The sequence below is a fragment of the Pseudomonas sivasensis genome, assembly GCF_021391435.1.
GTDB classification, from domain to species: Bacteria; Pseudomonadota; Gammaproteobacteria; order Pseudomonadales; family Pseudomonadaceae; genus Aquipseudomonas; species Aquipseudomonas sivasensis.
In genome coordinates this window covers 6,062,273-6,086,627 of sequence record NZ_CP090029.1, presented here as the reverse complement: position 1 = coordinate 6,086,627, position 24,355 = coordinate 6,062,273, and the positions used below count along the sequence as shown (strand labels likewise).

General features: G+C 60.2%; 25 protein-coding genes and 2 pseudogenes. 18 read left to right on the top strand and 9 right to left on the bottom strand.

The features are described from left to right. On the bottom strand, positions 1-1,248 hold the full coding sequence (lysA, locus tag LRO94_RS27790) for a diaminopimelate decarboxylase (protein ID WP_032884361.1): 1,248 nt from the start codon (positions 1,246-1,248) through the stop codon (positions 1-3). Between the two features lie 9 nt (positions 1,249-1,257). Next, positions 1,258-1,428 carry an LPS translocon maturation chaperone LptM gene (lptM, locus tag LRO94_RS27785; protein WP_010207449.1) on the bottom strand — a complete coding sequence of 57 codons (171 nt, stop codon included), beginning with the start codon at positions 1,426-1,428 and terminating at the stop codon, positions 1,258-1,260. Positions 1,429-1,666: 238 nt separating this feature from the next. Between lptM and cyaY the strand changes: the two genes are divergently transcribed. From cyaY to rnk, 3 genes are all read left to right on the top strand, one after another. Further along, positions 1,667-1,999 (top strand): iron donor protein CyaY, encoded by a 333-nt coding sequence (cyaY, locus tag LRO94_RS27780; protein WP_179179751.1) that lies wholly within the window; start codon positions 1,667-1,669, stop codon positions 1,997-1,999. A 2-nt stretch (positions 2,000-2,001) separates the two neighbouring features. After that, positions 2,002-2,220 carry a DUF1289 domain-containing protein gene (locus tag LRO94_RS27775; RefSeq protein ID WP_015886498.1) on the top strand — a complete coding sequence of 73 codons (219 nt, stop codon included), beginning with the start codon at positions 2,002-2,004 and terminating at the stop codon, positions 2,218-2,220. Positions 2,221-2,351: 131 nt separating this feature from the next. Continuing rightward, positions 2,352-2,765, top strand: a complete 414-nt coding sequence (rnk, locus tag LRO94_RS27770; protein WP_032884359.1) for a nucleoside diphosphate kinase regulator — start codon at positions 2,352-2,354, stop codon at positions 2,763-2,765. Here the strand turns inward: rnk and LRO94_RS27765 are convergent. The 3 genes from LRO94_RS27765 to LRO94_RS27755 all read right to left on the bottom strand — a co-directional run bounded on the left by LRO94_RS27765 (position 2,762) and on the right by LRO94_RS27755 (position 6,405). After that, positions 2,762-5,602, bottom strand: coding sequence for a class I adenylate cyclase (locus tag LRO94_RS27765; protein WP_179179752.1), 2,841 nt, complete (start codon positions 5,600-5,602; stop codon positions 2,762-2,764). The two genes, rnk and LRO94_RS27765, sit on opposite strands and share 4 nt — an antisense overlap. A 168-nt stretch (positions 5,603-5,770) precedes the next feature. Next, on the bottom strand, positions 5,771-6,025 hold the full coding sequence (locus tag LRO94_RS27760) for a TIGR02647 family protein (protein WP_003195403.1): 255 nt from the start codon (positions 6,023-6,025) through the stop codon (positions 5,771-5,773). A 95-nt stretch (positions 6,026-6,120) separates the two neighbouring features. Beyond that, a complete protein-coding gene (locus LRO94_RS27755) occupies positions 6,121-6,405 on the bottom strand; it encodes a hypothetical protein (RefSeq protein ID WP_032884356.1) in 285 nt (94 codons plus the stop codon). A gap of 125 nt (positions 6,406-6,530) precedes the next feature. On the opposite strand from LRO94_RS27755, the gene LRO94_RS27750 reads away from it, so the two are divergent. Beyond that, a complete protein-coding gene (locus LRO94_RS27750; RefSeq protein WP_032884524.1) occupies positions 6,531-7,190 on the top strand; it encodes a glutathione S-transferase family protein in 660 nt (219 codons plus the stop codon). Between the two features lie 36 nt (positions 7,191-7,226). On the opposite strand, the gene argH is transcribed toward LRO94_RS27750, so the two are convergent. Further along, positions 7,227-8,621 (bottom strand): argininosuccinate lyase, encoded by a 1,395-nt coding sequence (gene argH / locus LRO94_RS27745; protein ID WP_032884354.1) that lies wholly within the window; start codon positions 8,619-8,621, stop codon positions 7,227-7,229. A 390-nt stretch (positions 8,622-9,011) separates the two neighbouring features. Here argH and LRO94_RS28165 point away from each other — a divergent pair. From LRO94_RS28165 to rsd, 8 genes and pseudogenes are all read left to right on the top strand, one after another. After that, a pseudogene (locus tag LRO94_RS28165) lies at positions 9,012-9,128 on the top strand (sensor histidine kinase); the annotation flags it as partial. After that, positions 9,125-9,871 (top strand): LytR/AlgR family response regulator transcription factor, encoded by a 747-nt coding sequence (locus LRO94_RS27740; RefSeq protein ID WP_032884353.1) that lies wholly within the window; start codon positions 9,125-9,127, stop codon positions 9,869-9,871. The pseudogene LRO94_RS28165 and the gene LRO94_RS27740, both read left to right, overlap by 4 nt. Positions 9,872-10,009: 138 nt before the next feature. Further along, the gene (gene hemC, locus LRO94_RS27735) at positions 10,010-10,951 is read left to right on the top strand and encodes a hydroxymethylbilane synthase (protein WP_032884352.1); all 942 of its coding nucleotides are present in this window, start codon (positions 10,010-10,012) and stop codon (positions 10,949-10,951) included. Beyond that, positions 10,948-11,709 (top strand): uroporphyrinogen-III synthase, encoded by a 762-nt coding sequence (locus LRO94_RS27730; RefSeq protein ID WP_032884351.1) that lies wholly within the window; start codon positions 10,948-10,950, stop codon positions 11,707-11,709. The genes hemC and LRO94_RS27730 overlap by 4 nt, the downstream gene beginning before the upstream one ends. Positions 11,710-11,727: 18 nt before the next feature. Continuing rightward, positions 11,728-12,843: a uroporphyrinogen-III C-methyltransferase gene (locus LRO94_RS27725; RefSeq protein WP_032884350.1), complete on the top strand. Its 1,116-nt coding sequence runs from the start codon at positions 11,728-11,730 to the stop codon at positions 12,841-12,843. Positions 12,844-12,848: 5 nt separating this feature from the next. Next, positions 12,849-14,090 carry a heme biosynthesis protein HemY gene (locus LRO94_RS27720; protein ID WP_032884349.1) on the top strand — a complete coding sequence of 414 codons (1,242 nt, stop codon included), beginning with the start codon at positions 12,849-12,851 and terminating at the stop codon, positions 14,088-14,090. Positions 14,091-14,327: 237 nt separating this feature from the next. Continuing rightward, positions 14,328-14,849 carry a disulfide bond formation protein B gene (locus LRO94_RS27715; RefSeq protein ID WP_032884348.1) on the top strand — a complete coding sequence of 174 codons (522 nt, stop codon included), beginning with the start codon at positions 14,328-14,330 and terminating at the stop codon, positions 14,847-14,849. Positions 14,850-15,062: 213 nt separating this feature from the next. Continuing rightward, positions 15,063-15,521, top strand: a complete 459-nt coding sequence (rsd, locus tag LRO94_RS27710; protein ID WP_179179753.1) for a sigma D regulator — start codon at positions 15,063-15,065, stop codon at positions 15,519-15,521. A 54-nt stretch (positions 15,522-15,575) separates the two neighbouring features. On the opposite strand, the gene LRO94_RS27705 is transcribed toward rsd, so the two are convergent. Further along, positions 15,576-16,253, bottom strand: a complete 678-nt coding sequence (locus LRO94_RS27705) for an FKBP-type peptidyl-prolyl cis-trans isomerase (RefSeq protein WP_179179754.1) — start codon at positions 16,251-16,253, stop codon at positions 15,576-15,578. A 192-nt stretch (positions 16,254-16,445) separates the two neighbouring features. Between LRO94_RS27705 and LRO94_RS27700 the strand changes: the two genes are divergently transcribed. Further along, positions 16,446-17,573 carry an AlgP family protein gene (locus LRO94_RS27700; RefSeq protein ID WP_179179755.1) on the top strand — a complete coding sequence of 376 codons (1,128 nt, stop codon included), beginning with the start codon at positions 16,446-16,448 and terminating at the stop codon, positions 17,571-17,573. On the opposite strand, the gene LRO94_RS27695 is transcribed toward LRO94_RS27700, so the two are convergent. Beyond that, complete coding sequence (locus LRO94_RS27695) at positions 17,570-18,037, bottom strand: TIGR02444 family protein (protein WP_095185185.1); 468 nt, start codon at positions 18,035-18,037, stop codon at positions 17,570-17,572. The genes LRO94_RS27700 and LRO94_RS27695 overlap by 4 nt on opposite strands. Before the next feature lie 50 nt (positions 18,038-18,087). Here LRO94_RS27695 and LRO94_RS27690 point away from each other — a divergent pair, with 50 nt between their 5' ends. The 3 genes from LRO94_RS27690 to LRO94_RS27680 all read left to right on the top strand — a co-directional run bounded on the left by LRO94_RS27690 (position 18,088) and on the right by LRO94_RS27680 (position 21,294). After that, positions 18,088-19,998: an ATP-binding cassette domain-containing protein gene (locus LRO94_RS27690; RefSeq protein WP_032884341.1), complete on the top strand. Its 1,911-nt coding sequence runs from the start codon at positions 18,088-18,090 to the stop codon at positions 19,996-19,998. Further along, complete coding sequence (locus LRO94_RS27685) at positions 19,998-20,570, top strand: mechanosensitive ion channel family protein (protein WP_032884339.1); 573 nt, start codon at positions 19,998-20,000, stop codon at positions 20,568-20,570. The genes LRO94_RS27690 and LRO94_RS27685 overlap by 1 nt, the downstream gene beginning before the upstream one ends. A gap of 91 nt (positions 20,571-20,661) precedes the next feature. Continuing rightward, complete coding sequence (locus tag LRO94_RS27680) at positions 20,662-21,294, top strand: LysE family transporter (protein ID WP_032884337.1); 633 nt, start codon at positions 20,662-20,664, stop codon at positions 21,292-21,294. 143 nt (positions 21,295-21,437) lie between these two features. Here the strand turns inward: LRO94_RS27680 and LRO94_RS27675 are convergent. Then, positions 21,438-21,735: pseudogene (locus tag LRO94_RS27675) on the bottom strand (penicillin-binding protein activator LpoB); the annotation flags it as partial. Between the two features lie 218 nt (positions 21,736-21,953). On the opposite strand from LRO94_RS27675, the gene LRO94_RS27670 reads away from it, so the two are divergent. Continuing rightward, positions 21,954-23,849 carry a cytochrome c/FTR1 family iron permease gene (locus tag LRO94_RS27670; RefSeq protein WP_032884334.1) on the top strand — a complete coding sequence of 632 codons (1,896 nt, stop codon included), beginning with the start codon at positions 21,954-21,956 and terminating at the stop codon, positions 23,847-23,849. A gap of 2 nt (positions 23,850-23,851) precedes the next feature. Continuing rightward, entirely contained in the window at positions 23,852-24,307 is a 456-nt protein-coding gene (locus tag LRO94_RS27665) for a YaiI/YqxD family protein (RefSeq protein WP_032884331.1), read from the top strand. The last annotated feature ends 48 nt before the right edge of the window (positions 24,308-24,355 follow it).

Below are 24,355 nucleotides of genomic sequence, written 5' to 3'. Positions count from 1 at the left end.
TTACTCCGGCAGCAGGCTTTCGCCAGCATACAACTCGGCTACCGTCTCGCGGCGACGCACTTCAAACGCTTGATCACCGTCCACCAGTACCTCGGCGGTACGGCCGCGGGTGTTGTAGTTGGAACTCATGACAAACCCGTAGGCACCGGCCGAATGCACGGCCAGCAGATCGCCTTCCTCCAGCGCAAGCTGACGATCCTTGGCGAGGAAGTCGCCGGTTTCGCAGATCGGGCCGACGATGTCATAGGCGCGAGCTTCGCTGTCGCGAGGCGTCACAGCGGTGACATTCATCCAGGCCTGGTACAGCGCCGGGCGGATCAGGTCGTTCATCGCCGCGTCGACGATGGCGAAATCCTTGTGCTCGGTGTGCTTGAGGTACTCGACCTGGGTCAGCAGCACGCCGGCGTTGGCGACGATGTAGCGGCCCGGCTCGAACATCAGCGTCAGGTCGCGGCCTTCGATGCGCTCGCGCACGGCCTGGATATAGTCGGCAATCAGCGGCGGCTCTTCATCGCGATACCGCACGCCCACGCCGCCACCGAGGTCGATGTGGTGCAGGTAGATGCCGCATTCGCCCAGGCGATCAATCAGCGCCAGCAGGCGGTCGAGGGCATCTAGGAACGGCGGCAGAGTGGTCAGTTGCGAACCGATGTGGCAGTCGACGCCCAGCACTTCCAGGTTCGGCAACTGCGCGGCGCGGATATACACGTCCTCGGCGTCAGCAATGGCGATGCCGAACTTGTTCTCTTTGAGACCGGTGGAAATGTACGGGTGGGTGCCAGCATCGACGTCCGGGTTGACGCGCAGGGAGATCGGCGCGCGTACGCCCATTTCGGCGGCTACGACCTGCAGGCGCTCCAGCTCGTCGGTGGATTCGATGTTGAAGCAATGCACACCGACTTCCAGGGCACGGCGCATGTCTTCGCGGCTCTTGCCGACGCCGGAGAACACGATCTTGTCAGCCTGGCCACCAGCTGCCAGTACTCGCTCCAGCTCGCCACGGGAGACGATGTCAAAACCAGCGCCCATACGCGCCAGGACATTCAGTACACCCAGATTGGAGTTTGCCTTGACCGCGTAGCACACCAAGTGCGGTACGCCGTCCAGTGCGTCGGTGAAGGAGCGGTATTGAGCTTCGATGTGAGCGCGTGAGTACACGTACGTCGGGGTACCAAAGCGCTGGGCAATCGCGGACAGCGCCACGCCTTCCGCGAACAGCTCGCCGTCCCGGTAGTTAAAAGCGTCCATGGAGCTCCCTTATTCGTAGGTGTCGTGCTTATGCGCTTTGGATGGCTTTTGCGACGATTGCGCCTGTTCATTCGGGTCTTTGCTGTCATCGGGCAGGTACAGCGGGCCTTTTTGACCACAGGCACTAACGAGGCAAGCGACCGCGACGAGCGCAGCAAGGGAAGAGATCAGGCGCTTCATGGCGAAATCCTTGAATATGCATTAATTGCGCCCGAGTATACCGACCACCCGCCAGCTTGCCTATGCGCCGAAATACCCGTCCGGCGGGGGTTTGCCGACATGAAGGTGAAGCGGGCTACGCTGGCAGAGGATATTTCATACCGTCATCGGTAATGAAATCGGTATCCTTTGCAATCGGCGAGGCTCGCCCGTATCGTGCGGCGCTTGAGCAAAACCAGACACTTTTGAGGTTGCCACAATGAGTTTGACCGAAGCCCGTTTTCACGACCTGGTGGATGCGACCCAGCAGGCGCTGGAAGATATTTTTGACGACAGCGGCCTGGATGTGGACCTGGAAAACTCGGCCGGCGTGCTGACCGTCAAGTTCGAGAGTGGCCAGCAACTGATCTTCAGTCGCCAGGAACCCCTGCGTCAGCTGTGGCTGGCGGCGCGCTCCGGTGGCGTTCACTTCGACTACGACGAAGAAAGCTGCAAATGGCAGTGCGATAAGAGTGAAGAGTTGTTGGGCGAGATGCTCACGCGCCTGGTCCACGAATATACCGGCGCCGAGCTGGATTTCGACGAGATTTGACCGTGACTCAGCCTGCGCCCGTACGTCCGCCAAAGCCGCTGTTCAGTAATGTCAGCCCGGCGGTGCCGTCACCTTGTATCAGTTTGTGTCGTCTGGACGAGCAAAAAGTCTGCCTCGGCTGCTTTCGTCACGTTGAAGACATCCGCGAATGGCGCTCCGCCGACGATGCCCGGCGCAGGGTGATCTGCGCCGAGGCCGAGCAGCGCAGGGCGCACGCCTGAGGCTGTCTTGTTTATTTGTGACGCTGTGGTAGTGTCCGGGTACGCCTCAACTCATCGAGGCCCGCGAGAACCCCGCCTTTTTTTGGCGGGGTTTTGCTTTTTTGTGCAGAAAAAAGGAGTCTGCCTGAATCATGACCACCGCACCGTCCATCATCCTCACCCGTCTTGACGTGCAGCGTCTGGAGCAACTGATCGACCGCTTGGGCGACGAAACTCCCGGCGTCGAAGCGTTGCAAGCCGAACTCGATCGCGCCGAAGAAGTGGTTGGCCACGATGAAGTGCCTGCGGGTGTCGTGACCATGAACTCCAGCGTACATTGCCGTGAGCAAGGCAGCGGCAAGGACTACCACCTGACGCTGGTCTATCCGAAAGATGCCAATGCAGACGCCGGCAAGATCTCGATCCTGGCACCCGTGGGCAGCGCGTTGTTAGGCCTGAAAGTGGGCCAGCATATCGACTGGCCGGCACCTGGCGGCAAGACCCTCAAGCTTGAATTGCTCAGTGTTGAAGGCCAGCCAAAAGACGGCGGCGCCTTCACTCTCTAAATCTGGCTCAGCGCCTCGTTGAGCGACAGCTCCAGCTCGGCCTTGTAACGCAGGTAAAGGTTGCTCGGGCTCTGCACATCACCGAGCAGGCCCGATAGATCCAGGTCGGTGATGTAGCAACGGTAGCGCTCGGTTTCCCGGCGCTGTCCAACGATCTCCTGGGCGACCACGGCAAATAGCTGGTCGCCGAATTCCAATTCGGAAAACTCCCGCTGATTGCAGTACAGGGTAATGCCCACCTTGCCGTGTGCTGCTTTGCCGATAATCGCCTGCACGTCGTAAAACGGTTTGTTCGTTGGATTGTGCGGCGCCGGCCGAGGTTCGATCCCGCGGGCGCGTCCGCTTCCTGTCGGCAATAGTTGGTAATACAAGGTCTGCACCGCGCCCAGGGGTTGTTGCGTGTCCAGCGGCGACAACGCATCCCGCCGATAGATGATGGATTGCAGAAAGCGCTGCAAAGGCGCCAGCAGGCTCTGCTCATCATGAAACGGCAGGCGCTGCTGCCAGAACGCGTTGAACTCATCCAGCACATACAGCTCGGCGAAATCCTCATTGACCCGGTAGAACACTTGCACGCAATAAGCCATGCCCATGGGCAGCAGCAGCGCCAGGTCGTGGTCTTCCAGGGCCATCGTGTCCAGATGCAGCGGGCTGTAGCTGGCCAGCTCTTCGCTGAGGTAGGCGATCAGCGCGTCCTGGGTTGCCAGTGACACATGGGTGGCTTGGCCCGGCATCAACTCCATTACGTGGTAGTGCTGCTGAACTTGCAGCAAGTAGCGGTGGTTGGACTGACCCAGCAGCAGGTTCTGCGCGGTGTCGAAGATTTCCTCCACGCGTTGGGCAATGAACTGCGCACGGTTATGACAGAAGCAGCGTACCCGCAGACGCGGCAGGCGGTCCGATGGCAGTTGGTTGAGGTAGTCGCGCAGGCAATCGAGCAAAGCGTGCGGGCCGTCGTAACGGCTGACCATCACCTCGTTCCAGCTGTTGAGCGTGACTTGGTCCAGGGTCAGCACCAGGTTATCGCGAACACCGGCATAACTCAGGGAGTCGGTGCGCTCGGTGGTCATCAGGATGTTCAGGTCGCGGTGATGCTTGAGCGGGTCGACGCCGACGTTGATCAGCAGCAACACTTCCTCGGGCACCGCCGATCGCAGCAGGCTTATTTCATCGACGCTGGTCAGGGGCAGGGCGACCGTTTGTTGCAGGCTGCCCAGCAGGTTGAACAACTCGAATTCGGTCATGTCGCTGGTGCCGGGGTGCAGCGCCAGGCGCGTGCTGCTGTCGATTACACCGTTGCGATGGCACCACGTCAGCATTTCCAGCAGGTCGCGGCTGCGCTTGATGGGCGCAAAGTGTTCCCACTCCAGGGCTGTGAGGTTGCCGTTGTACAACCCCCAGTGATGCTGGCCCGGTTCCTTGCGGTTGGGCGACTGCACCAGGGTCAAGGTGTCTTCAGCCAGGTCCGGTGCGATGCCGGGGTTGATGAATTCGACCTTGCCGGCCTTGCGCTCAAAAGCGGCATACAGGCGCCGGCCCAGCACGTTAAGGTCGCGCTTGTTGATCAGGCTGACGGTTTGTTCGGTCCGGGCAAACTGGGTCAGGAAGCGATAGCTGTAGTTCAGCTCGCTGACCAGGGCGCGGCGTTCGGAGGCCACCTGACGCACTTTCCACTGGCTGCGGCTGTCCAGCAGGGCGAGTTGACGCTGGTCCCAGCTCCATTCGCGTGCCAGGCGCTCCAGCAACAGTCGCTGCCAACTGCTGGTGCGTTGGCCGGCGGTGAGCTTGCGATTGACCTTCAGGTACAGCGCGCGGCGTACCAATTCCAGGCGTTCGGGCTCGTTGCGTGCCTTGAGGTATTCCTCGATGCGGCGGTACACCACGATGTACGGGTCCAGCTCATCCAGGTCCATCTGGTTCGCGAACACCGCGCGCTTGAAGCGCAGGCTCAGGCAATGCACGTTAGGGTGTTCGCTGGCGTAGACCTCAGTCAGCAGCAGTTTGAGCACCGATTTGTAAGGTGACTCGATGCCTTTGAACAACTGCCATAGACCGGCTCCGATGAATTCGCCGGGTGGAATATGTGCCAGGTGGCCGAGGTCAAGGGTTTCATCGGCGCGGATAAACCGCTTGGAGAGCAGTGTGTGGGTGAATTCGGCGTAACGGGTCTCTTCGTATACCGGCACCAGCCACCAAATCGGCGTGCGCCCGGCCAACCAGATGGCTGTGCGGTAGAACTCGTCCAGCAGCAGGTAATGCTGGGTGGTACCGCAGTCGTCGGAGCTCAGTTGGGTGTCGCGCTCGCCGAGTACGAAGCGCGTTGGCTCGATCAGGAAGAAGTGTGCCTCGGCACCCATGGTGAGGGCCCAGGCTTCTAGCAGTTGGCATTTCTTGCGCAGTTCGGCCAGCTCGTTTTCGCCCAGGTCGGGGGCGTGGCACACCCATACGTCCATATCGCTCTGATCCGCTTGGGCGAGGGTGCCAAGGCTGCCCATCAGAAATAGGCCATGGATAGGCTTGGGCTGATTGACCGGGCGCGGCTTGTAAGAGAACGAGCGGGTCAGGCGTTGGGCTTCGGCCAAGGCCTGAGCGTCGGGCTCGAAATTCGAAAGCCCGGCTGGCGTGCTGCCCGAAACATAACCGGGCAACAGCGGATGATTAACGTGAAAAAACAGTGGCAGGAGGGTCAGCACGCTTTGCTGGCGCGGCGTCAGCCCCTCGACGGCACGCGCCATGCGCCCCTCATTGAGGGCCATGAAGCGCGCGCGCAATTGGGCCAGCACCTTGCGGTCGATGCCTTCGTCCAAGTCAGGGCGGATTTCATGGGTGCGGGTCATGTCGAACTCGGTGGCTCGCAGGGCCCGACGTGGGCGGCCGTGTAGGAGTTTACAGCCAGTGGCGTAGGAGGTTTAGGGGGAAATGGTCTTTGACGCCAGAATTTTAACTGGCCCACAGCAACGCCCTTGGAATCCGCAGTGAGCGGACTCCATGGGCGGTATCGGGTATCAGGCTGCTTCTTTGGTGCTGGCAGTGGTCAGAATAGTCAGCAGGGTTTGGGCCTGCTCTGCGGCGTCCCGACCGAGGCTGGTCAGATAGCCCCCGTCTGGCTGGTCGATAAGTCCTTTGGCATGGAGGCGCTTGGCAGCGGCGATGGCAGTAGGAGCGGCGGTCTGATGGACCTTCAGACCTTCCTTGGTGCTGTCCAAGGGGAAGAGTACAAGGATTTCCAGTTCGGCAACCAATTCAGGGGTATACGACATAAGGACTCCAGACTTTCTAAAATTTATTAGAGGCTAGCAGGCCATAAGGTGAACGCACTTTGCCGAACTGTCCAGCGTGTTGCTGCGTGCCGGGATTATTCCTTTTCAGGCGGCAACTCAGGCAACGCCCGCAGCGCGGTTTCATACCATTCGGTATTGAAGGCGCGGTCCTCGTCCAGCATCGCGTCGATCTCGAACGCCAGCACGTGGGCCATAAGATTCAGGATGTCTTCGCGTTCATAACCCACCAGGGTCAGTTTGTTGAAGGTCGCTTTGGCGGCGGGGGGATTGTCGCTTTCGATCTGGTTCTCGATCGCTTCGATCAGGGTGTTTTCGGTGAATTCTTCTTCGTCACTGTCGATATCGGTCGGCTCGCTCATGGCAGGCTCCTCAAGGAAAGGGCGCCAGTCTACCTCCATTCAGGCAGGTGATGCTGCTGGTCAGGCTGGGCGCCAAGATCTATAACTCTTGCAGCCAACCCCGCACACGGCCTGGAGGCTTTGCGATGCTCAAGCTCTACGGATTTTCGGTCAGCAACTACTACAACATGGTGAAACTGGCGCTGTTGGAGAAAGGGCTCCTGTTTGAAGAGGTACCTTTCTATGCCGGTCAAACCCCGGAAGCCCTGGCAATCAGTCCGCGCGGCAAGGTACCGGCGCTTGGCGTAAAGCAGGGGTTTATCAACGAAACCAGCGTGATACTCGAATACATCGAGCAAACCCAGGAAGGCCCTTCGCTGTTGCCGGCAGACCCATTCCAGCGTGCCCAAGTGCTGGCGCTGTGCCGGGAAATCGAGCTGTACATCGAATTGCCCGCCCGCGCGTGTTTTGCCGAGGCGTTTTTCGGTATGCCGGTGCCGGAGGCGATCAAGGAAAAATCCAAGGCTGAGTTGCTGCTGGGGATCGGTTCTTTAGGTCGGCACGGCAAGTTCGCGCCTTACGTGGCGGGGGAGAGTTTTACGATTGCGGATCTGTATTTCATGTACAGCGTGAACCTCGCCTATGGCGTGGGCGAGAAGCTGTTTGGATTGGATTTGCTGGCTGAGTTGCCAAAGGCGAAAGCGTTGTTGGAGCGATTGCATGCCATGCCCAACGCCCAAAAGGTGGCAGCGGACCGGGAGGCGGCGATGCCTGCGTTTATGGCGATGATTGCGGCCAAAAAGTGATCAAGTGTGGGAGGGGGCAAGCCCCTCCCACATTTTTTAGCGGCTGGCGAGCAACGCCTGGCCGCGTACGACCGCTGCCTTCACCTGCGCGGGCGCAGTGCCGCCGATGTGATTACGCGCATTCACCGAACCTTCCAGGGTCAGTACGGCGAACACATCCTGCTCGATCTGGTCGCTGAACTGGCGCAGTTCTTCCAGACTCATTTCTGCCAGGTCTTTGCCGGTTTCCACGCCGTATTTCACTGCGTGGCCGACGATTTCGTGGCAGTCACGGAACGGCAGGCCACGGCGTACCAGGTAGTCCGCCAGGTCCGTTGCCGTGGAGAAACCGCGCAAGGCCGCTTCACGCATGATCGCGTGTTTTGGCTTGATCGCCGGGATCATGTCGGCAAAGGCACGCAGCGAGTCGCGCAGGGTGTCGGCGGCGTCGAACAGCGGTTCCTTGTCTTCCTGATTGTCCTTGTTGTAGGCCAACGGCTGGCCTTTCATCAGGGTCAGCAGGCCCATCAGTGCGCCGAATACGCGGCCGCTCTTGCCGCGGACCAGCTCTGGCACGTCGGGGTTTTTCTTTTGCGGCATGATCGAGCTGCCGGTGCAGAAGCGATCCGGCAGGTCGATGAACTGGAATTGCGCGCTGGTCCACAGCACCAACTCTTCGGAGAAGCGTGACAGGTGCATCATCGCAATGCTGGCGGCGGCGCAGAATTCGATGGCGAAGTCACGGTCCGAGACGCCGTCCAGGGAGTTGCCGCCCACAGCGTCGAAGCCCAGCAGTTGTGCGGTGTACTCGCGGTCGATCGGGTAAGTGGTGCCAGCCAGCGCGGCGCTACCCAATGGCATACGGTTGGCGCGCTTGCGGCAATCGACCAGGCGCTCGTAGTCGCGGCTGAGCATTTCGAACCAGGCCAGCAGGTGGTGACCGAACGTCACAGGCTGGGCGGTTTGCAGGTGAGTGAAGCCGGGCATGATGGTGTCCGATTCGCGTTCGGCCTGCTCCAGCAGGCCTTTTTGCAGGCGAGTTATTTCGGACAGGATCAGGTCGATTTCATCGCGCAGCCACAGGCGGATATCGGTGGCCACTTGGTCGTTACGGCTACGACCGGTGTGCAGTTTCTTGCCGGTCACACCGATACGGTCGGTGAGGCGGGCCTCGATATTCATGTGCACGTCTTCCAGGTCGACGCGCCAGTCGAACGTACCGGCTTCGATCTCACCGCGGATGGTGGTCAGGCCGTCAATGATGCTGTCGCGCTCGGCGTCGGTCAGCACGCCGACTTTGGCCAGCATCGTCGCGTGGGCGATGGAGCCCATGATGTCGTGGCGGTACAGGCGCTGGTCGAAGGTGACGGAGGCGGTGAAGCGGGCGACGAAGGCGTCGACGGGTTCACTGAAGCGGCCGCCCCAGGACTGGTTGGTCTTGTCGGTGCTCATGGATTCGCTCGTGGTCTGCTTAATAAAGAGGCGTGGAAGTCTGCCGGCGATAATAACAGGGTTGCCCGTGGAGGCGGTGCTGCGGGTCGTCGGCATTTTTATTTGTGCAAAGGATGGCTAAGTGCCTTGCCGCCGAACGCGTCCGGGAAGAGACTGGAGGTAGATGTTTATCGAAACGATATTTGACGATTGCGCAATATCGTTCCGGTGAGCGTCTACAGTTGGACTGATAGTGTGTGAATGCACCAAAGTCGGGTATTGCGGTCAGAGCCTGACTATCCATTTAAAAGGGGGGTATTCGGATTGTGTATCAGCAAACCCTACGACGATGCCCGATGGCAGCAGGTCTTGGGCGCTATTGAACAGGTCCGGGTAAATATGGGTGCCGCTGTCAGGGCACTTTTTGCCGCTCGCGCTAGTCTTAGCGTGGATCGCTGTGACGCAAGTCACCGCACCTGTCTACGCTATCCTTGTGCGAGACTCACGCAGGAATCCAGCGCTATATGAATGTCCTGATCGTTGATGACGAACCCCAAGCCCGCGAGCGACTGACCCGCTTGGTCAGTGAACTTGAGGGTTATACAGTCCTTGAGCCGAGTGCCACCAACGGGGAGGAGGCGTTGACGCTGATCGACAGCCTCAAGCCCGACCTGGTGTTGCTCGATATCCGCATGCCGGGCCTTGATGGCCTGCAAGTCGCCGCCCGGCTGAGCGAGCGAGAATCGCCACCCGCCCTGGTGTTATGCGCCGCGCAAGAAGAGTTTGCTGAGCAGACGCTGGAAGCCAGTGGCGTCAGCTTTGTGATTAAACCAGTGACTGCCGAAGCCTTGCTCAAGGCCATGAAGAAAGCCGAGCGCCCCAACCGCGCCCAACTGGCAGCCTTGACCCAGCCTGCCGCCCAAAGTGGTAACGGGCCGCGCAGCCACATCAGCGCACGTACGCGCAAAGGGATTGAGCTGATCCCACTGAGCCAGGTTGTTTATTTTATTGCCGATCACAAGTACGTGACCCTGCGACATGAGGCTGGCGAAGTGTTGCTCGATGAGCCGCTCAAGGCCCTTGAGGATGAGTTCGGCGAACGCTTCGTGCGTATCCACCGCAATGCGTTGGTGGCCCGCGAGCGGATCGAACGTCTTCAACGCACACCTCTGGGACACTTCCAGTTGTTCCTTAAAGGGCTTAACGGCGATGCTTTGATCGTCAGTCGACGCCATGTCGCGGGCGTGCGCAAAATGATGCAGCAGCTTTAGTTCGAGGGCTGTAGCGAGGCCTGAATTCCTTATCCCGGTGCGACGTGGCCAGGGAGGCCCCGCACTTGCTGATTCAAATCAAAGCGCATTTGCCTGAGCTGTTATTATCTGCCGTATCTATTCAGTACGGATTGATCCATGTCCTCTCGCGAAATCCGCATCGCCACCCGTAAAAGTGCTCTGGCCTTATGGCAGGCCGAATACGTCAAAGCACGCCTTGAACAGGCCCATCCCGGCCTCACGGTGTCCCTGGTGCCCATGGTCAGTCGCGGCGACAAGCTGCTTGACTCGCCACTGTCGAAAATCGGGGGCAAGGGCCTGTTCGTCAAGGAACTGGAAACTGCGCTGCTGGAAAACGAAGCCGACATCGCCGTGCACTCGATGAAAGACGTGCCCATGGACTTTCCCGAAGGCCTGGGCCTTTTTTGCATCTGCGAGCGCGAAGACCCGCGTGATGCCTTCGTTTCCAACACCTATGCATCCCTGGATGAGCTGCCGCTGGGCAGCATCGTCGGCACCTCCAGCTTACGTCGTCAGGCCCAGCTGCTGACCCGCCGTCCAGACCTGCAGATCCGCTTTCTACGTGGCAACGTCAACACTCGCCTGGCTAAGCTGGATGCTGGCGAATATGACGCGATCATCCTGGCTGCCGCTGGTTTGATCCGTCTGGGTTTCGAAGATCGCATCACCTCCGCCATCAGCGTCGAAGACAGCTTGCCAGCGGGTGGGCAGGGCGCCGTGGGCATCGAATGTCGCACCGCCGACAGCCAAATCCACGAACTTCTCAAGCCGCTCGATCACCACGATACCGAAGTGCGTGTCACAGCCGAGCGAGCTCTGAACAAGCACCTCAATGGCGGCTGCCAAGTGCCGATTGCTTGCTACGCCGTGCTCGAAGGTGAAGACCTGTGGCTGCGTGGCCTGGTCGGCGACCCTGACGGCGGCACTTTGTTGACGGCAGAAGTGCGCGGGCCGCAGCGTGATGCCACGGCGTTGGGTATCCAGGTCGCTGAAGAGCTACTGGATAAAGGCGCTGGTGCCATTCTGCAAAAAGTCTACGGTGAGGCCGGTCCGCAGTGAGTGGGTGGCGAGTGCTGCTGACGCGGCCTGCAGAGGAATCGACCGCCCTGGCGGCGTCGTTATCTGAAGCCGGCATTTTCAGCAGCAGTTTGCCCCTGCTGGACACTGAGCCTTTACCCATCACGCCCGAGCAACAGGCTGTCTTCCGTGACCTGCATCGCTATTGCGCGGTGATCGTGGTGAGCAAGCCCGCTGCGCGCCTTGCCCTGCAGCAGTTGGCTCATCATCCCAAGCCACAAATGCCTTGGTTCAGCGTCGGCGCGGCAACAGCGCAGGTACTGTCCGATCAGGGCCTGAACATTCATTATCCCCAAAGCGGCGACGACAGCGAGGCCTTGCTTCAATTACCGGCGTTGCGCGAGGCTATCGCGTGCCGCGATTCGCGGGTGTTGATTCTGCGTGGCGAGGGCGGTCGAGAGTTGCTGGCGGAGCGTTTGCGCGAGCAAGGTGCTAGTGTCGACTATCTGGAGTTGTACCGCCGTTTCCTGCCGACCTATGACGCCGGTGTGCTGGTGCAACGCATCCAGTTGGAACGCTTGAACGGCCTGGTGGTCAGCAGTGGGCAGGGTTTTTTGCACCTGCAAGCCTTGGCCGGCCCCGATTGGCCACAGGTGGCACAGCTGCCGTTGTTCGTGCCCAGCCCACGAGTCGCCGAGATGGCACGGACTGCTGGCGCAGAAAAAGTTGTGGATTGTCGCGGCGCGAGTGCCGCGGCTTTGTTAGTGGCGTTACGGAGTCATCCCGTTCCCACTCTCTGATACGCAAAGGACGGATACGTGAGCGAAACAGCCTTGCCTAAAGATGAAACCCAACCCGCACTCGATGCGCCGGTTGAGTCACCGGTCACCACGCCGCGCCGTGGCAATGGCCTGGCAGTTGTCGCCTTGCTGCTTGGCGCCGTGGGTGTTGCTGCCGGAGGTTGGGGGATCTGGCAGGTCCGCGCCCTGCAAGCCAGCAGCCAGCAGCAGCTGGGTCAGGTGCAGACCCTGGATGACCAATCCCAGTCCCTCAAGCAAAGTCAGCAGCAACTGGCTGCGCGCTTGGCCCAGTTGCCGGGCGCTGACGAGTTGGAAGAGCGCCGCCGTCTGGTCGCCCAGTTGCAAGGTGATCAGCAGCGCCTTAACCAGCGTCTGGAAACCGTGCTGGGGGCCAGCCGTAAAGACTGGCGCCTGGCCGAGGCCGAGCACCTGATCCGTCTGGCGAGTTTGCGGCTGTCCGCCCTGCAAGATATCAACAGTGCCCAGGCGCTGGTGCAGGGTGCCGACGAGATTCTTCGCGAGCAGAGCGATCCAGGTTCCTACGCTGCGCGAGAACAATTGGCCAAGAGCCTGGCCGCGTTGCGCAGTACCGAGCAGCCGGACCGTACCGGGCTCTATCTGCAATTGGCAGCCTTGCGTGACCAGGTTGTGCAGTTGGCAGCCATTGCCCCTGAATATCAACTCACCGAGCCCTCTGGGCAGGGGCGTCCAAGCACTGATACGGATAGCCGCTGGAGACAGTGGTGGGAGCAGATTTCCCGTTACTTCCGCATCGACTTCAATCCCGACGATAACATTCGACCACTGCTCGCCGGTCAGGGGCTGAACCAAGTTCGCCTGGCCCTGAGCCTGGCGCTGGAGCAGGCGCAATGGGCGGCGCTCAATGGAGAGTCGGCGGTGTACAGCCGTTCGCTGGGCGAGGCGCGCAGCGTGTTGCAGGACAACTTCAACCAGGACAATCCGCAGAGCAAGGCGATGCTGGCGCGTATCGCCGAGCTTGAGCCAAAAGCCGTGTCGGTAGTGACACCGGACCTAGCGGCGAGTCTGGCTGCGGTGCAGGCGTACCTAGAACGTCGTCATGTGTCTGCTGACGAAGCTAAGGCGGCGGCTGGCAAGCCGGCGATCCAGGAGTAGAGCCGATGAAGCGTTTCTATGTGATCCTGGTGCTGGTGGTTGCGATCGCCCTGGCACTCGCTGTGGGCATTTCGAAACACACCGGCTATGTGCTGATTACCTATCCTCATGTGCTGCATTACGAGTCGAGCCTATGGGCGACCGTGGTAGCAGTGTTTGCCATCGGCCTCGCCATTTACCTGATTCGCGTGTTGCTGAGCCTGTTGACCACCTCCGGTGGCGTGGTCAACCCGTGGTCTCGGCGTAACCGCAGTCGCCGTGTGCAGATCGCCATCGAACAGGGCCAGATGGACCTCGCTGAGGGCCGCTGGGCCAGCGCTGAGCGTCATCTGCATCGTGCAGCTGAAGCTGAGCGCCAGCCTTTGTTGTACTACCTGGGCGCGGCCCGTGCGGCGAATGAGCAGGGCCGTTATGAGGAGTCCGACGGTTTGCTGGCGCGTGCGCTGGAGCGTCAGCCCCAAGCGGAGTTGGCGGTCGCGTTGAGCCATGCGCAATTGCAGTTGGACCGTGGTGATACTGACGGCGCGTTGACGACCTTGCAGGTCATGCACGAGCGTCATCCCCATAACGCCCAGGTATTGCGCCAATTGCAGCGTTTGCACCAGCAGCGAGGCGACTGGTCTTCGGTCATTCGACTGCTGCCGGAGCTGCGCAAGGACAAAGTGCTGCCTGCCAGCGAACTGGCCGAGTTGGAGCGCCGTGCCTGGGGCGAGAACCTGAGCCTGGCTGCTCAGCGCGAAGAGCAGGGCGAAGCAGGTTTGCAGTCCCTTGAGCGGGCCTGGCAGCAACTCACTTCGGCTCAGCGTCAGGAGCCTCAGTTGGTGCTGGCTTACGCCGAGCAACTGCGCCAGCTGGGCGCCGATGCCAAGGCGGAGGAGGCGTTGCGCGGTGCTATCAAACGCGGCTATGACAGCCACCTGATTCGTCTGTACGGCCTGCTGCGCGGCGGTGACCAGGCCCGGCAATTGAAGTTTGCCGAGGGGTGGCTCAAGGATCATCCGGGTGATGCCAGCCTGCTGCTGACGTTGGGTCGTCTGTGCTTGCAAAACAGCCTATGGGGCAAGGCACGGGATTATCTGGAAAGTAGCCTTCAAGTGCAGCGTAATCCTGAGGCGTGTGCCGAGCTGGCGCGGTTATTGGCCCAGTTGGGTGATACCGAGCGCAGCAACCAACTGTTCCAAGAAGGTTTGGGTCTGCTGGATAACCGCTTACTGGCCTCTCCGCTGCCAGTTCCTACCCGGTCTTGATGTAGGAAAGGAATGGAGGGTTTGCTCAGATACGTCTGAGAGTTAGCCCTTCAATGCCCAGCAGATGCTGGGTTTTAAGCGCTCTACTGCAAACTCCTACACTGGGATGCTCGAAGTCTTTCATGCTTATGCGGGATATCCCTGCGATCTCACAGAACTGTCTGCTCTGTCGCGTATTGAAAGGGGTCGGGCCTTTCCTCTACCGTAACGACCTATCTCTCGCTGTGCGGATAAAGCATGTCTTTGGCCCCTTCACGCTCCTTGTTTTTTCTTGCGTTCATGGCGGGTGCGCTGACGTTGGGCGCGTCCTTCTATCTTGAGTTCGGTGCATCGTTACGCCCGTGCTTCCTGTGCCAGATACAACGGGCCTTTCTGGCCGCATTCACGCTCATCAATCTGCTTGCCGCTATCCATTCATCCAGTCGATCCACTTACTACCTGTACGGGCTGACGAGCATGGGATGTGCATTGTTGGGTGCCGTTACCGCTGTGCGTCAGGTGCTGCTGCAAAATGCCGCACCGGATCAGGCCGCCGATTGCTGGCCCAGCCTGAGCCACATGATCGATAACCTCTCGGTGTGGCAGGCCTTACGATTGGTGGTCGAGGGTACCGTCGATTGTGTGGAAATAAGCTGGACGCTGTTCGACTTGAGCCTTCCCGAATGGAGCCTGTTGTTCTTCCTGGGCATGCTAGTCCTCGGTGTCATACAGTTTTCACGGCTGTATTTGAGCCGTCCCCTGCGTCCGGTAGGGCGCTGAACGAAGGTCGCGGTTTGTAGGATGGGATTAAACACTTGTATGAACTTTCTCTCCTGCGTACCTTGAAGCCATAGTCGTGCGGGCATAATCTGGCCCGCACGCGTTATTAAAACCGTTTGCTTGTCAGATGCGGCCTTGTCCCGCTGCGGCTTACTCCTTGAAGTGTTGCGCGGGCATCAGGCGGCAGCGCCCCTATAGGGAAGAGAGATCATCATGCTGGAAAGTTGTCAGAATGCTCAGGAACGCTGGGGTGGGGTGCACAAGCTGATCGACAGCTGGTTGAAGGCACGTCACGAACTGGTTCGGGCCTTTGATGCTCTCGGCGCCAAGCCTGAGGCACTGGGTGAGAATCGCGAGCCGTTGCAGGATTTCTGTGGTGTCTTGGTGGACTACGTGTCGGCCGGCCACTTCGGCGTCTACGAGCAGCTGACCAAGGAGGCCGAAGCCTTCGACGATCAACGTGGTCTCGACTTGGCCGAAACCATTTACCCACGCATTGATGTCATCACCGAGAAGCTGCTGGCGTTCACCGACCTGTGTGATGCCGGAAACTGCGTTGCCGAAAAATTCAAGGAGTTGGGCGCGCTGTTGCATGAGCGCTTCGAACTGGAAGATTGCTTGATCGAAGTGCTGCACAATGCCCACAAGGATGAGCCAGCCACTCAGGCTTGATCCTCAACGGTGATTTAAAAAAACGGTGCGCATGGCGCACCGTTTTTTATTGGATCATTGGCGAGTGCCGAGTAACTCGATCTCGAATACCAGTGGCGTGTAAGGCGGGATCAACTCGCCCGCGCCGTCGGCACCGTAAGCTTGGGCTGATGGAATCACCAGGCGCCATTTCGCTCCCACCGGCATCTGTTGTAACGCACTGCTCCAGCCGCTGATCACACTGTCCAGGCGAAACCACTGGGGCTGTGTGCTCTGATCGAAGACTGTGCCATCGGGTAACCGCCCAATGTATTTCACTTGAACCTGATCATTAGCTCCAGGTTTGCTGCCGCTGCCGGGTGTCAGTTCCGTGAGCAGGATTCCGTCAGCTAATTCGCGCACCCCTTTTGCCGTTTTTTCCTTGGCTAGAAACTGCTGTTCAGCTGCGAGCGACTTTTCACTTTTGGGTGCTTGGGCGTCGGCTTCGGCCTGCGCTTCATGCTGGGCAAGAATCTGTTCGATGCGCTTGTTATCCAACGCCAGCGGCTTGCCTTGATAGGCTTGATTGAGGCCCTCGATCAACGCCTGGATCTGCAGGTCCGGCACTTCCTGGCGCAGGCGTTCACCGAGGCTGGCGCCCAGGCTGTAGGCAAGGTCGTGCTGCTCTTGGTCTGCCGTTTTGGAGGGTGATTGCTCGCCCGCATTGGCTACGGAAATTGCCAAGCCCAGAACAAGAAAAAGGTAACGCGACATGGGCATTCTCCCGCCGAAAGTGCGACGGATTATGCCAGTGTGAAAGGGTAAAAAGTGTCGCGTGTTTTCGATATATCGATAAGAATTTTCGTACCGTGCAACGCAAGGCAAACGATACTGTCAACATGCCCTAGCGGCGGTAAGAGCAGAGGGCTAGTATGAGCCGCACCCACGTCAGCCAGGAGGTAAACCATGTCGGCCAAACAGAAGCCTGTTAATACCCCGTTGCACTTACTCCAACAACTGTCGAGCAGCCTGCTCGAACATCTGGAAAGCGCGTGTTCCCAAGCGTTGGCCGATGCAGAAAAACTGCTCGCCAAGTTGGAAAAACAACGCGGTAAGGCGCAAGAAAAGCTGCATAAATCCCGTACCAAACTGCAAGACGCCGCCACCGCCGGCAAGGCCAAGGCACAAGCCAAAGCCAAAGACGCTGTCAAAGAACTTGAGGACCTGCTGGACGCCCTCAAGGATCGCCAAGCTGAAACGCGCGCGTACATTTCCCAACTCAAGAAAGATGCTCAGGAAAGCCTGAAATTGGCCCAGGGCGTTGGTCGTGTTAAAGAAGCCGTGGCGAAAGTGCTGGGCGCTCGTACACCTGCAAAAGCAGTTGCAGCGAAGGCACCCGCCAAAGCCGCCGCCAAGCCAGCTGCTAAGGCTGCTGCTGCAAAACCAGCCGCTAAGCCAGCTGCTAAGACTGCTGCTGCAAAACCAGCCGCCAAGCCAGCTGCTAAGACCGCTGCTGCAAAACCAGCCGCCAAGCCAGCTGCTAAGACTGCTGCAAAACCAGCCGCCAAGCCAGCTGCTAAGACTGCTGCTGCAAAACCAGCCGCCAAGCCAGTTGCTAAGACTGCTGCTGCAAAACCAGCCGCCAAGCCAGCTGCTAAGACTGCTGCTGCAAAACCAGCCGCCAAGCCAGTTGCTAAGACTGCTGCTGCAAAACCAGCCGCCAAGCCAGCTGCTAAGACTGCTGCTGCAAAGCCAGCCGCCAAGCCAGTTGCTAAGACTGCTGCTGCAAAACCAGCCGCCAAGCCAGTTGCTAAGACTGCTGCTGCAAAACCAGCCGCCAAGCCAGCTGCCAAGACTGCTGCTGCAAAACCAGCCGCCAAGCCAGCTGCCAAGACTGCTGCTGCAAAGCCAGCCGCCAAACCAGCTGCTAAGCCTGCCGCTGCAAAACCAGCTGCAAAACCAGCTGTTAACCCTGCTGCTGCAAAACCAGCAACAACTGCAACCGCCCCGACAGCCTCCACCGCTCCAACAGCACCGGCCAGCAGCACTCCTGCACCGGCAGCATCGAACACCACCCCAACCAGCGCTTCCTAAGTGCCGGTGGCCACGGCGCGCAAGTGTTGCAGCGCGTCGTGGTCAAGGTTGTTGGCCGCCTCAGCCCCCAGTCCTTCAAGCCATTTCTGACCCCCGCTCACCTCTGCGCTCATCCAGTTCTGCGCCAGCGCCTCCAGGCGTGTCAGTAGCCCGCGCTCCGCCTCCAACTCCAGGGCTTTGACCCGCTCCCGTAACGCCGCCAGCTGTTCGTCCTGCTGTGCCAACGTCCGCCATTGCACGCGCACTTGTCGCAAGGGCTCGATGACTTGCTTCTGCCACGGCCCGGCTATCTGTGTTAACGCTTGAATGCGCTCGCAGGTCAGCGCCACGCCACGATGTTCCAGCCATGCCCCACACAGCAGCAGGCACACATCCGCTCCTTGTTCCTGCAAGCGCAGACAAGCGGCTTCCACGCCCGGACGGGCGTAAGTCGAGAGGGCAAAGCTCCACAGGTCAGCGCACATATTCACACCCAAGCCAGCGGGCAACGAAGCTGGTAGACTCCGCCGCCATTATGATCCGACTTCAAAGCCTAACATTACAGCGTGGCCCGCAACGTCTTCTCGAAGACGCCGAGCTGACCCTGCACGCCGGTCACAAAGCCGGCCTGATCGGTGCCAACGGCGCCGGCAAATCCACGTTGTTTGCCCTGTTGCTGGGTGAGCTGACCCCGGATTCCGGGGACTGCTTGCTGCCCGCCGACTGGCGCATCGCCCATATGCGCCAGGAGATCGACACCCTGGACCGCATCGCGATCGACTACGTGCTCGATGGCGACCTGCGTCTGCGCCAGGTGCAACACGACCTGGCCGAGGCCGAGAAAGCCCAGGATGGCGCCGCACAGGCCCGCCTGCACGCGGAACTCGACAGCGCCGACGGCTACACCGCCGACGCCCGCGCCCGCAAGATGCTTGCCGGCCTTGGCTTCACCAACGAGCAGATGGACCGGCCGGTCGCCGACTTTTCCGGTGGCTGGCGCATGCGCCTTAACTTGGCCCAGGCGCTGATGTGCCCCTCGGACCTGTTGCTGCTCGACGAACCAACCAACCACTTGGACCTCGATGCGATCCTGTGGCTGGAAGACTTCCTCAAGAGCTACCAGGGCACCTTGCTGCTGATTTCCCACGACCGGGATTTCCTCGATGCTGTGGTCGACAACATCGCCCACGTCGAACAGAAGAAGATCACCCTCTACCGTGGCGGCTACACCGCGTTCGAACGTGCGCGTGCCGAGCGCCTGGCCCAGCAGCAGCAGGCGTTCGAGAAACAGCAGGCGCAGCGTGCGCACATGGAAAGCTACATCGCACGGTTCAAGGCCCAGGCCACCAAGGCCCGTCAGGCCCAAAGCCGGATCAAGGCGTTGGAGCGCATGGAAGAACTGTCGGCGGCCCACGTCGATTCGCCATTCGACTTTGTGTTCCGCGAGTCGGTGAAGATCTCCAGTCCCTTGTTGGACCTCTCGGATGCTCGCCTGGGTTATGGCGAAAAAACCATCCTGGAAAAGGTCAAACTGCAGCTCACGCCAGGCGCGCGCATCGGTTTGCTCGGCCCCAACGGCGCGGGCAAGTCGACCCTGATCAAGAACCTCTCGGGCGAGCTGCAACCTTTGGCCGGCCGCCTGACTCGTGGTGAGAACCTGGTGGTGGGCTACTTCGCCCAGCATCAGCTGGACTCTCTCGATTCCAAGGCAAGTCCGTTGCTGCACCTGCAACGCCTGGCGCCGACCGAGCGCGAGCAAACCCTGCGTGATTTCCTAGGTGGTTTCGACTTCCGTGGCGCGCGTATCGATGAGCCGGTGCTGAACTTCTCCGGTGGCGAAAAAGCCCGCCTGGCCTTGGCGCTGATCGCCTGGGACCGCCCAAACCTGCTGCTGCTCGATGAACCCACCAACCACCTGGACCTGGAAATGCGCCTGGCGCTGACCATGGCCCTGCAGGAGTTCAGCGGTGCGGTACTGGTGGTGTCTCACGATCGCCACTTGCTCAAGAGCACCACCGATAACTTCCTGCTGGTCGCAGATGGCAAAGTCGAAGAGTTCGACGGCGACCTCGATGACTACGCACGCTGGCTGACGGATTACCGTCTGCGCAACGCACCGGTCAGCAACACACCGGTTAACCCGGATAAGACTGACAAGAAGGCTCAACGTCAGGCTGCTGCTGCATTGCGCCAACAGTTGGCGCCGCATAAGCGCGAAGCCGACAAGCTCGAAGCCGAGCTGGGCAAGGTTCACGAGCGCCTGGCCAAGATCGAAGCCAGTTTGGGCGACAGCGCTGTATACGAGGCGGCCCGCAAGGACGAGCTGCGTGACCTGCTGGCCGAGCAGGCCAAGCTCAAGGTCCGTGAAGGGCAGTTGGAGGAAACCTGGATGGAAGCCCTCGAACTGCTTGAAACCCTGCAAGCGGAGCTGGAGGCGCTGTCCTGATGGAGGCGTTGCAGTTGCCGATACCCACGCAATGGGTCGAGCCCGCGTGGATCGGCGTACAAATCCTGCTGATCCTGCTGGGCGCATACCTCGCCCAGCGTTTCGTTGCCAAAGGCCTGACCCGTTTGGGTGAGCGCTACCCGTTTCCGCCGCAACTGTTGATGCCGCTGCGCGGTGGCTTGCGCTGGCTGATCATGGGCAGTGCGCTGATCTTCGTGCTGGGTCGCCTGGGCGTGTCCGCCACGGTGTTGTGGACGGCGCTGTCGGGGTTTGTTGCGGTTGCCGCCGTAGCGTTCTTCGCGATGTGGTCGGTGCTGTCGAACCTGCTGTGCGCGATCTTGATCTTCACCGTTGGGCCGTTCCGCATTGGTGACATCGTCGAGCTGGTGGATACGGTCGACAAGCCGGGGGTGAAAGGCCGTGTGGTGGCAATCAATCTGCTCTACACCACGCTGATCGAAGTGGCGGAAGCCGGCACCGACAGCGCGATGGTGCAGGTCCCAAACAGCCTATTCTTCCAACGCTCCGTACGCCGCTGGCCAGGCACCCATGTGTTTCCTGGTGACCGCTAGCATTCACCGCGCGTAAAAATCTATAGCCAGCCTCTGGTCGGCGGAGTTAGCTTTAGGCACAACAATCGCTGACTCTCTCCCGAGGTGTGCAATGGCACTCGATACGTGGCTGGCTTTTTTCCTGGCCAGTTGGATCATCTCCCTTTCCCCTGGCGCCGGTGCCATCGCTTCGATGTCCAGCGGCCTGCAATATGGTTTCGTGCGCGGTTATTGGAACGCCATTGGCCTGCAATTGGGCCTGGCGATGCAGATTGCTGTGGTGGCGGGCGGCTTGGGTGCCATTCTGGCGGCGTCGTCGACCGCGTTCTATGCGATCAAATGGTTTGGTGTGGCGTACCTGGTGTACCTGGCTATCAAGCAATGGCGCGCCTTGCCCATGGACATGACCGATGACGCGGCGCCACGCCCGATCGGCAAGCCGATGGCGATGATGTTCCGTGGCTTTCTGGTCAACGCCAGCAATCCAAAAGCCCTAGTGTTTATGTTGGCGGTACTGCCGCAGTTCGTGAACCCGCAGGCGCCTTTGCTGATCCAGTATCTGATCCTGGGCGCGACGATGATCAGCGTCGATATGATCGTGATGGCGGGATATACGGGATTGGCGTCAAAAGTGCTGCGGCTGTTGCGTACGCCTAAGCAGCAAAAACGTGTTAACCGCACGTTTGCCGGATTGTTCGTTGGGGCTGCGGGTTTCCTGGCCAGCTTGCACCGCGCCACGGCATAACTGAAGAAACGGGGTCAAAAGTGTGGGAGGGGGCTTGCTCTCGATGGCGGTGTCTCAGCTACAGCTAAACTGACTGAGACACTGCTATCGGGAGCAAGCCCCCTCTCACATTGGGTTTGTGTCGCCCAGAGGATCACCGCTCTGCGCAAAGTCTCCGGCGCTTCATTCCTAGGCACGTTATTACGCAACACCGGTAGGTTGGGCGCTTGATGCCCACCACCCAATTGCTCCACATCCTCTCCGAGTGCCTTTGCCACTTCTTTCATCCCATTCGGGCGGTTCAGGCTAACGCGCACATTGCGGCTGTTCACCAGTTTGGTGTCCTGGCCTTCACCGTGGTGGTAAATGCTGAGGTGATCTCAAAGGTGCGTGTGTTGACCGGCTGAAATCCTCCACCAGCGTCAGGCCCAGTACGGTTGAGTGGCTGTGGGAGTTCTCCAGAGCATGGCCAGATCCTCGCGAAATCGTCCCTACCGGTTAATAGCTGTTACCTGTTTGAGTGAACCGATTTGGAGCCCATATGGGTAAGCCATGCCGAAGTGCCACTATTCGACTGCAAAAATCCAGGGTCCTTATCCGCACCCCATCACTTACACCTTGAGTCAAACCGGATAAGCCTTAACAATGTGTTACTTCGTATTTCCCTTTGAGATTCGTTCATGACTGCCCCCTTCCGTTTTCTCGCCTGGCTGATGTTGCCGGCGTTGATGTCGTGCAGCTCCAACCTGTTGGCGGCAACTGCCGAAGGCGCGCCACAAGCCCTGCATTTGCTGGACTACATTGGCGCTGACTACCCGCCGACGGTGGAGGCGGGCAAGGTGGTGGATGATTCGGAATTTCGCGAGCAGGTGGAGTTTCTCGGGGTGTTGCAGGGGTTGGTGGCGGACTTGCCGCAAAGACCTGAGCGCGCCGAGCTGGTAAAGGGCGTTGATGAATTACTGTCAGCTGTCAACGCGCATGAGGACGGCGCGACCGTCGCCCGGCAGGCCCGTCAGTTGGGCGCCAAGTTGGCCGTCGCGTATGAAGTCAGTCAGGCCCCGGCCATCACGCCCGACCCGACGCGCGGTGCACCGCTCTATGCCCAGCATTGCTCGGTGTGCCACGGCACTGCCGGCGCGGGTGATGGCCCGGCGGGCGTGGGCCTCACACCGCCGCCTGCCAACCTGCGGGATGCCGCGCGCCTGGATCGTCTGAGCCTCTACGCGATCTATAACACCCTGGGTCTGGGCGTCGAAGGCACCGATATGCCGTCCTTTGCCGATCAGTTGGACGACCGTCAGCGCTGGGACCTGGCGACCTACATCGCTGGCTTCACCGCTGACCCGGCTGCGGCAAAAAGTGAGCAGCCCTTCAACCTCGCCGATCTGGCTCGCCGAACCCCCAACGAAGTGTTGGCCGCAGACGGCCCGGCCGCTGCCGCAACCTTCCGCGCCCAGCGTGCGCAACCACCGCAGGTCAAGCGTGGCCCGGCCCAGTTGCTCGACTACACCGCAACGACCTTGGACAAGAGCCTCGCCGCGTTCCGTAATGGCGACCACGAACAAGCCTACGACCTGTCCGTAGCGGCTTATCTGGAAGGTTTCGAGCTGGTGGAAAGCTCCCTGGATAACGTCGATGCTAACGTGCGCAAAGATACCGAGAAGGCCCTGATGGCCTACCGTCAGTCGTTGCAGGATGGTTTGCCGATTGAGCAGGTGCAGCAGCGCCTGGACGTGGCCAAGGGCAAGCTCACCGAATCCGCCGGTTTGCTGGGCAGCGACGGTTTGAGTTGGTCGTTGAGCTACATCTCAGGCCTGCTGATCCTGCTGCGCGAAGGCCTGGAAGCAATTTTGGTGCTGGCAGCGATCCTTGCCTTCCTGCGTAACACCGGCCAGCAATCGGCGGTGCGTAGCGTTAACGTCGGCTGGGGCCTGGCGTTGCTGGCGGGCTTGGCCACCTGGGCATTGGCGGCGTATGTCATTGATGTCAGTGGGGCCCAGCGCGAATTGCTTGAAGGCTGCACGGCCCTGTTCGCCAGTGTCATGGTGCTGTGGCTGGGCGTCTGGATGCATGATCGCCGCCATGCAGCGGCGTGGCAGGACTACATCAAGAGCAGCTTGGTGGGCGGCGGTGGGCGTTTTGGTTTCGCGGTGCTGGCGTTCTTCTCGGTATACCGCGAGTTGTTCGAAGTAATCCTGTTCTACGAAACCCTGTGGCTTCAAGCCGGCCCGGCCGGGCACAACGCTGTGCTGGCGGGCGGTGCAACGGCGCTGGTGCTGCTGGTGGGCCTGGCTTGGGTAATCCTGCGCGGTTCGGCGAGGTTGCCGCTGGCGCTGTTCTTCGGCATCAACGCGGCGCTACTGTGCGCGCTGTCGGTGGTGTTCGCCGGACATGGCGTCAAGGCGTTGCAGGAAGCCGGCATCTTCGGCACGCGGCCAGTGGCATTCTTTGATTTCGACTGGCTGGGTATCCACGCCGACGCGTATTCGTTGAGCGCCCAGGCCTTAGCGATCCTGGCGATTGTGGTGCTGTATGGTCGCAGTCGTTTGGCCGAAAAACGCCGCGTGACGGCTTGACTATGCGGGTATGGATTGACGCCGATGCCTGCCCTCGGGCGGCCAAGGACCAAGTGGTGAAGTTTGCCCTCAAACGCCAGTTCGAGGTGGTGCTGGTGGCTGGGCAGAGCCAGATCAAACCGAGCTTTGCCTGCGTGAAGCTGATCGTGGTGCCCAGTGGTCCGGACGCGGCGGATGATTACTTGGTAGAGCACGCCGTGCCAGGCGAACTGGTGATCTGCAGCGATGTGCCGTTGGCTGACCGTCTTGTGAAAAAGGGTGTCACGGCGCTCGACCCGCGGGGCAAGGAGTTCAGCCCCGCGAACATGAGTGAGCGGTTGGCGGTGCGTAACCTGTTTACCGATCTGCGTGAGCAAGGCCAGATGGGCGGTGGGCCGCCGCCCCATAGCGAGAAGGATAAGCAGGCGTTCGCCAACTCGCTCGACCGCATCCTCACCCAGTTGATGCGCCCCGCCTGACTTCCGTACCTCGCCCGGGGCAAGCCCGCTCACCACAATCTAGTGTTG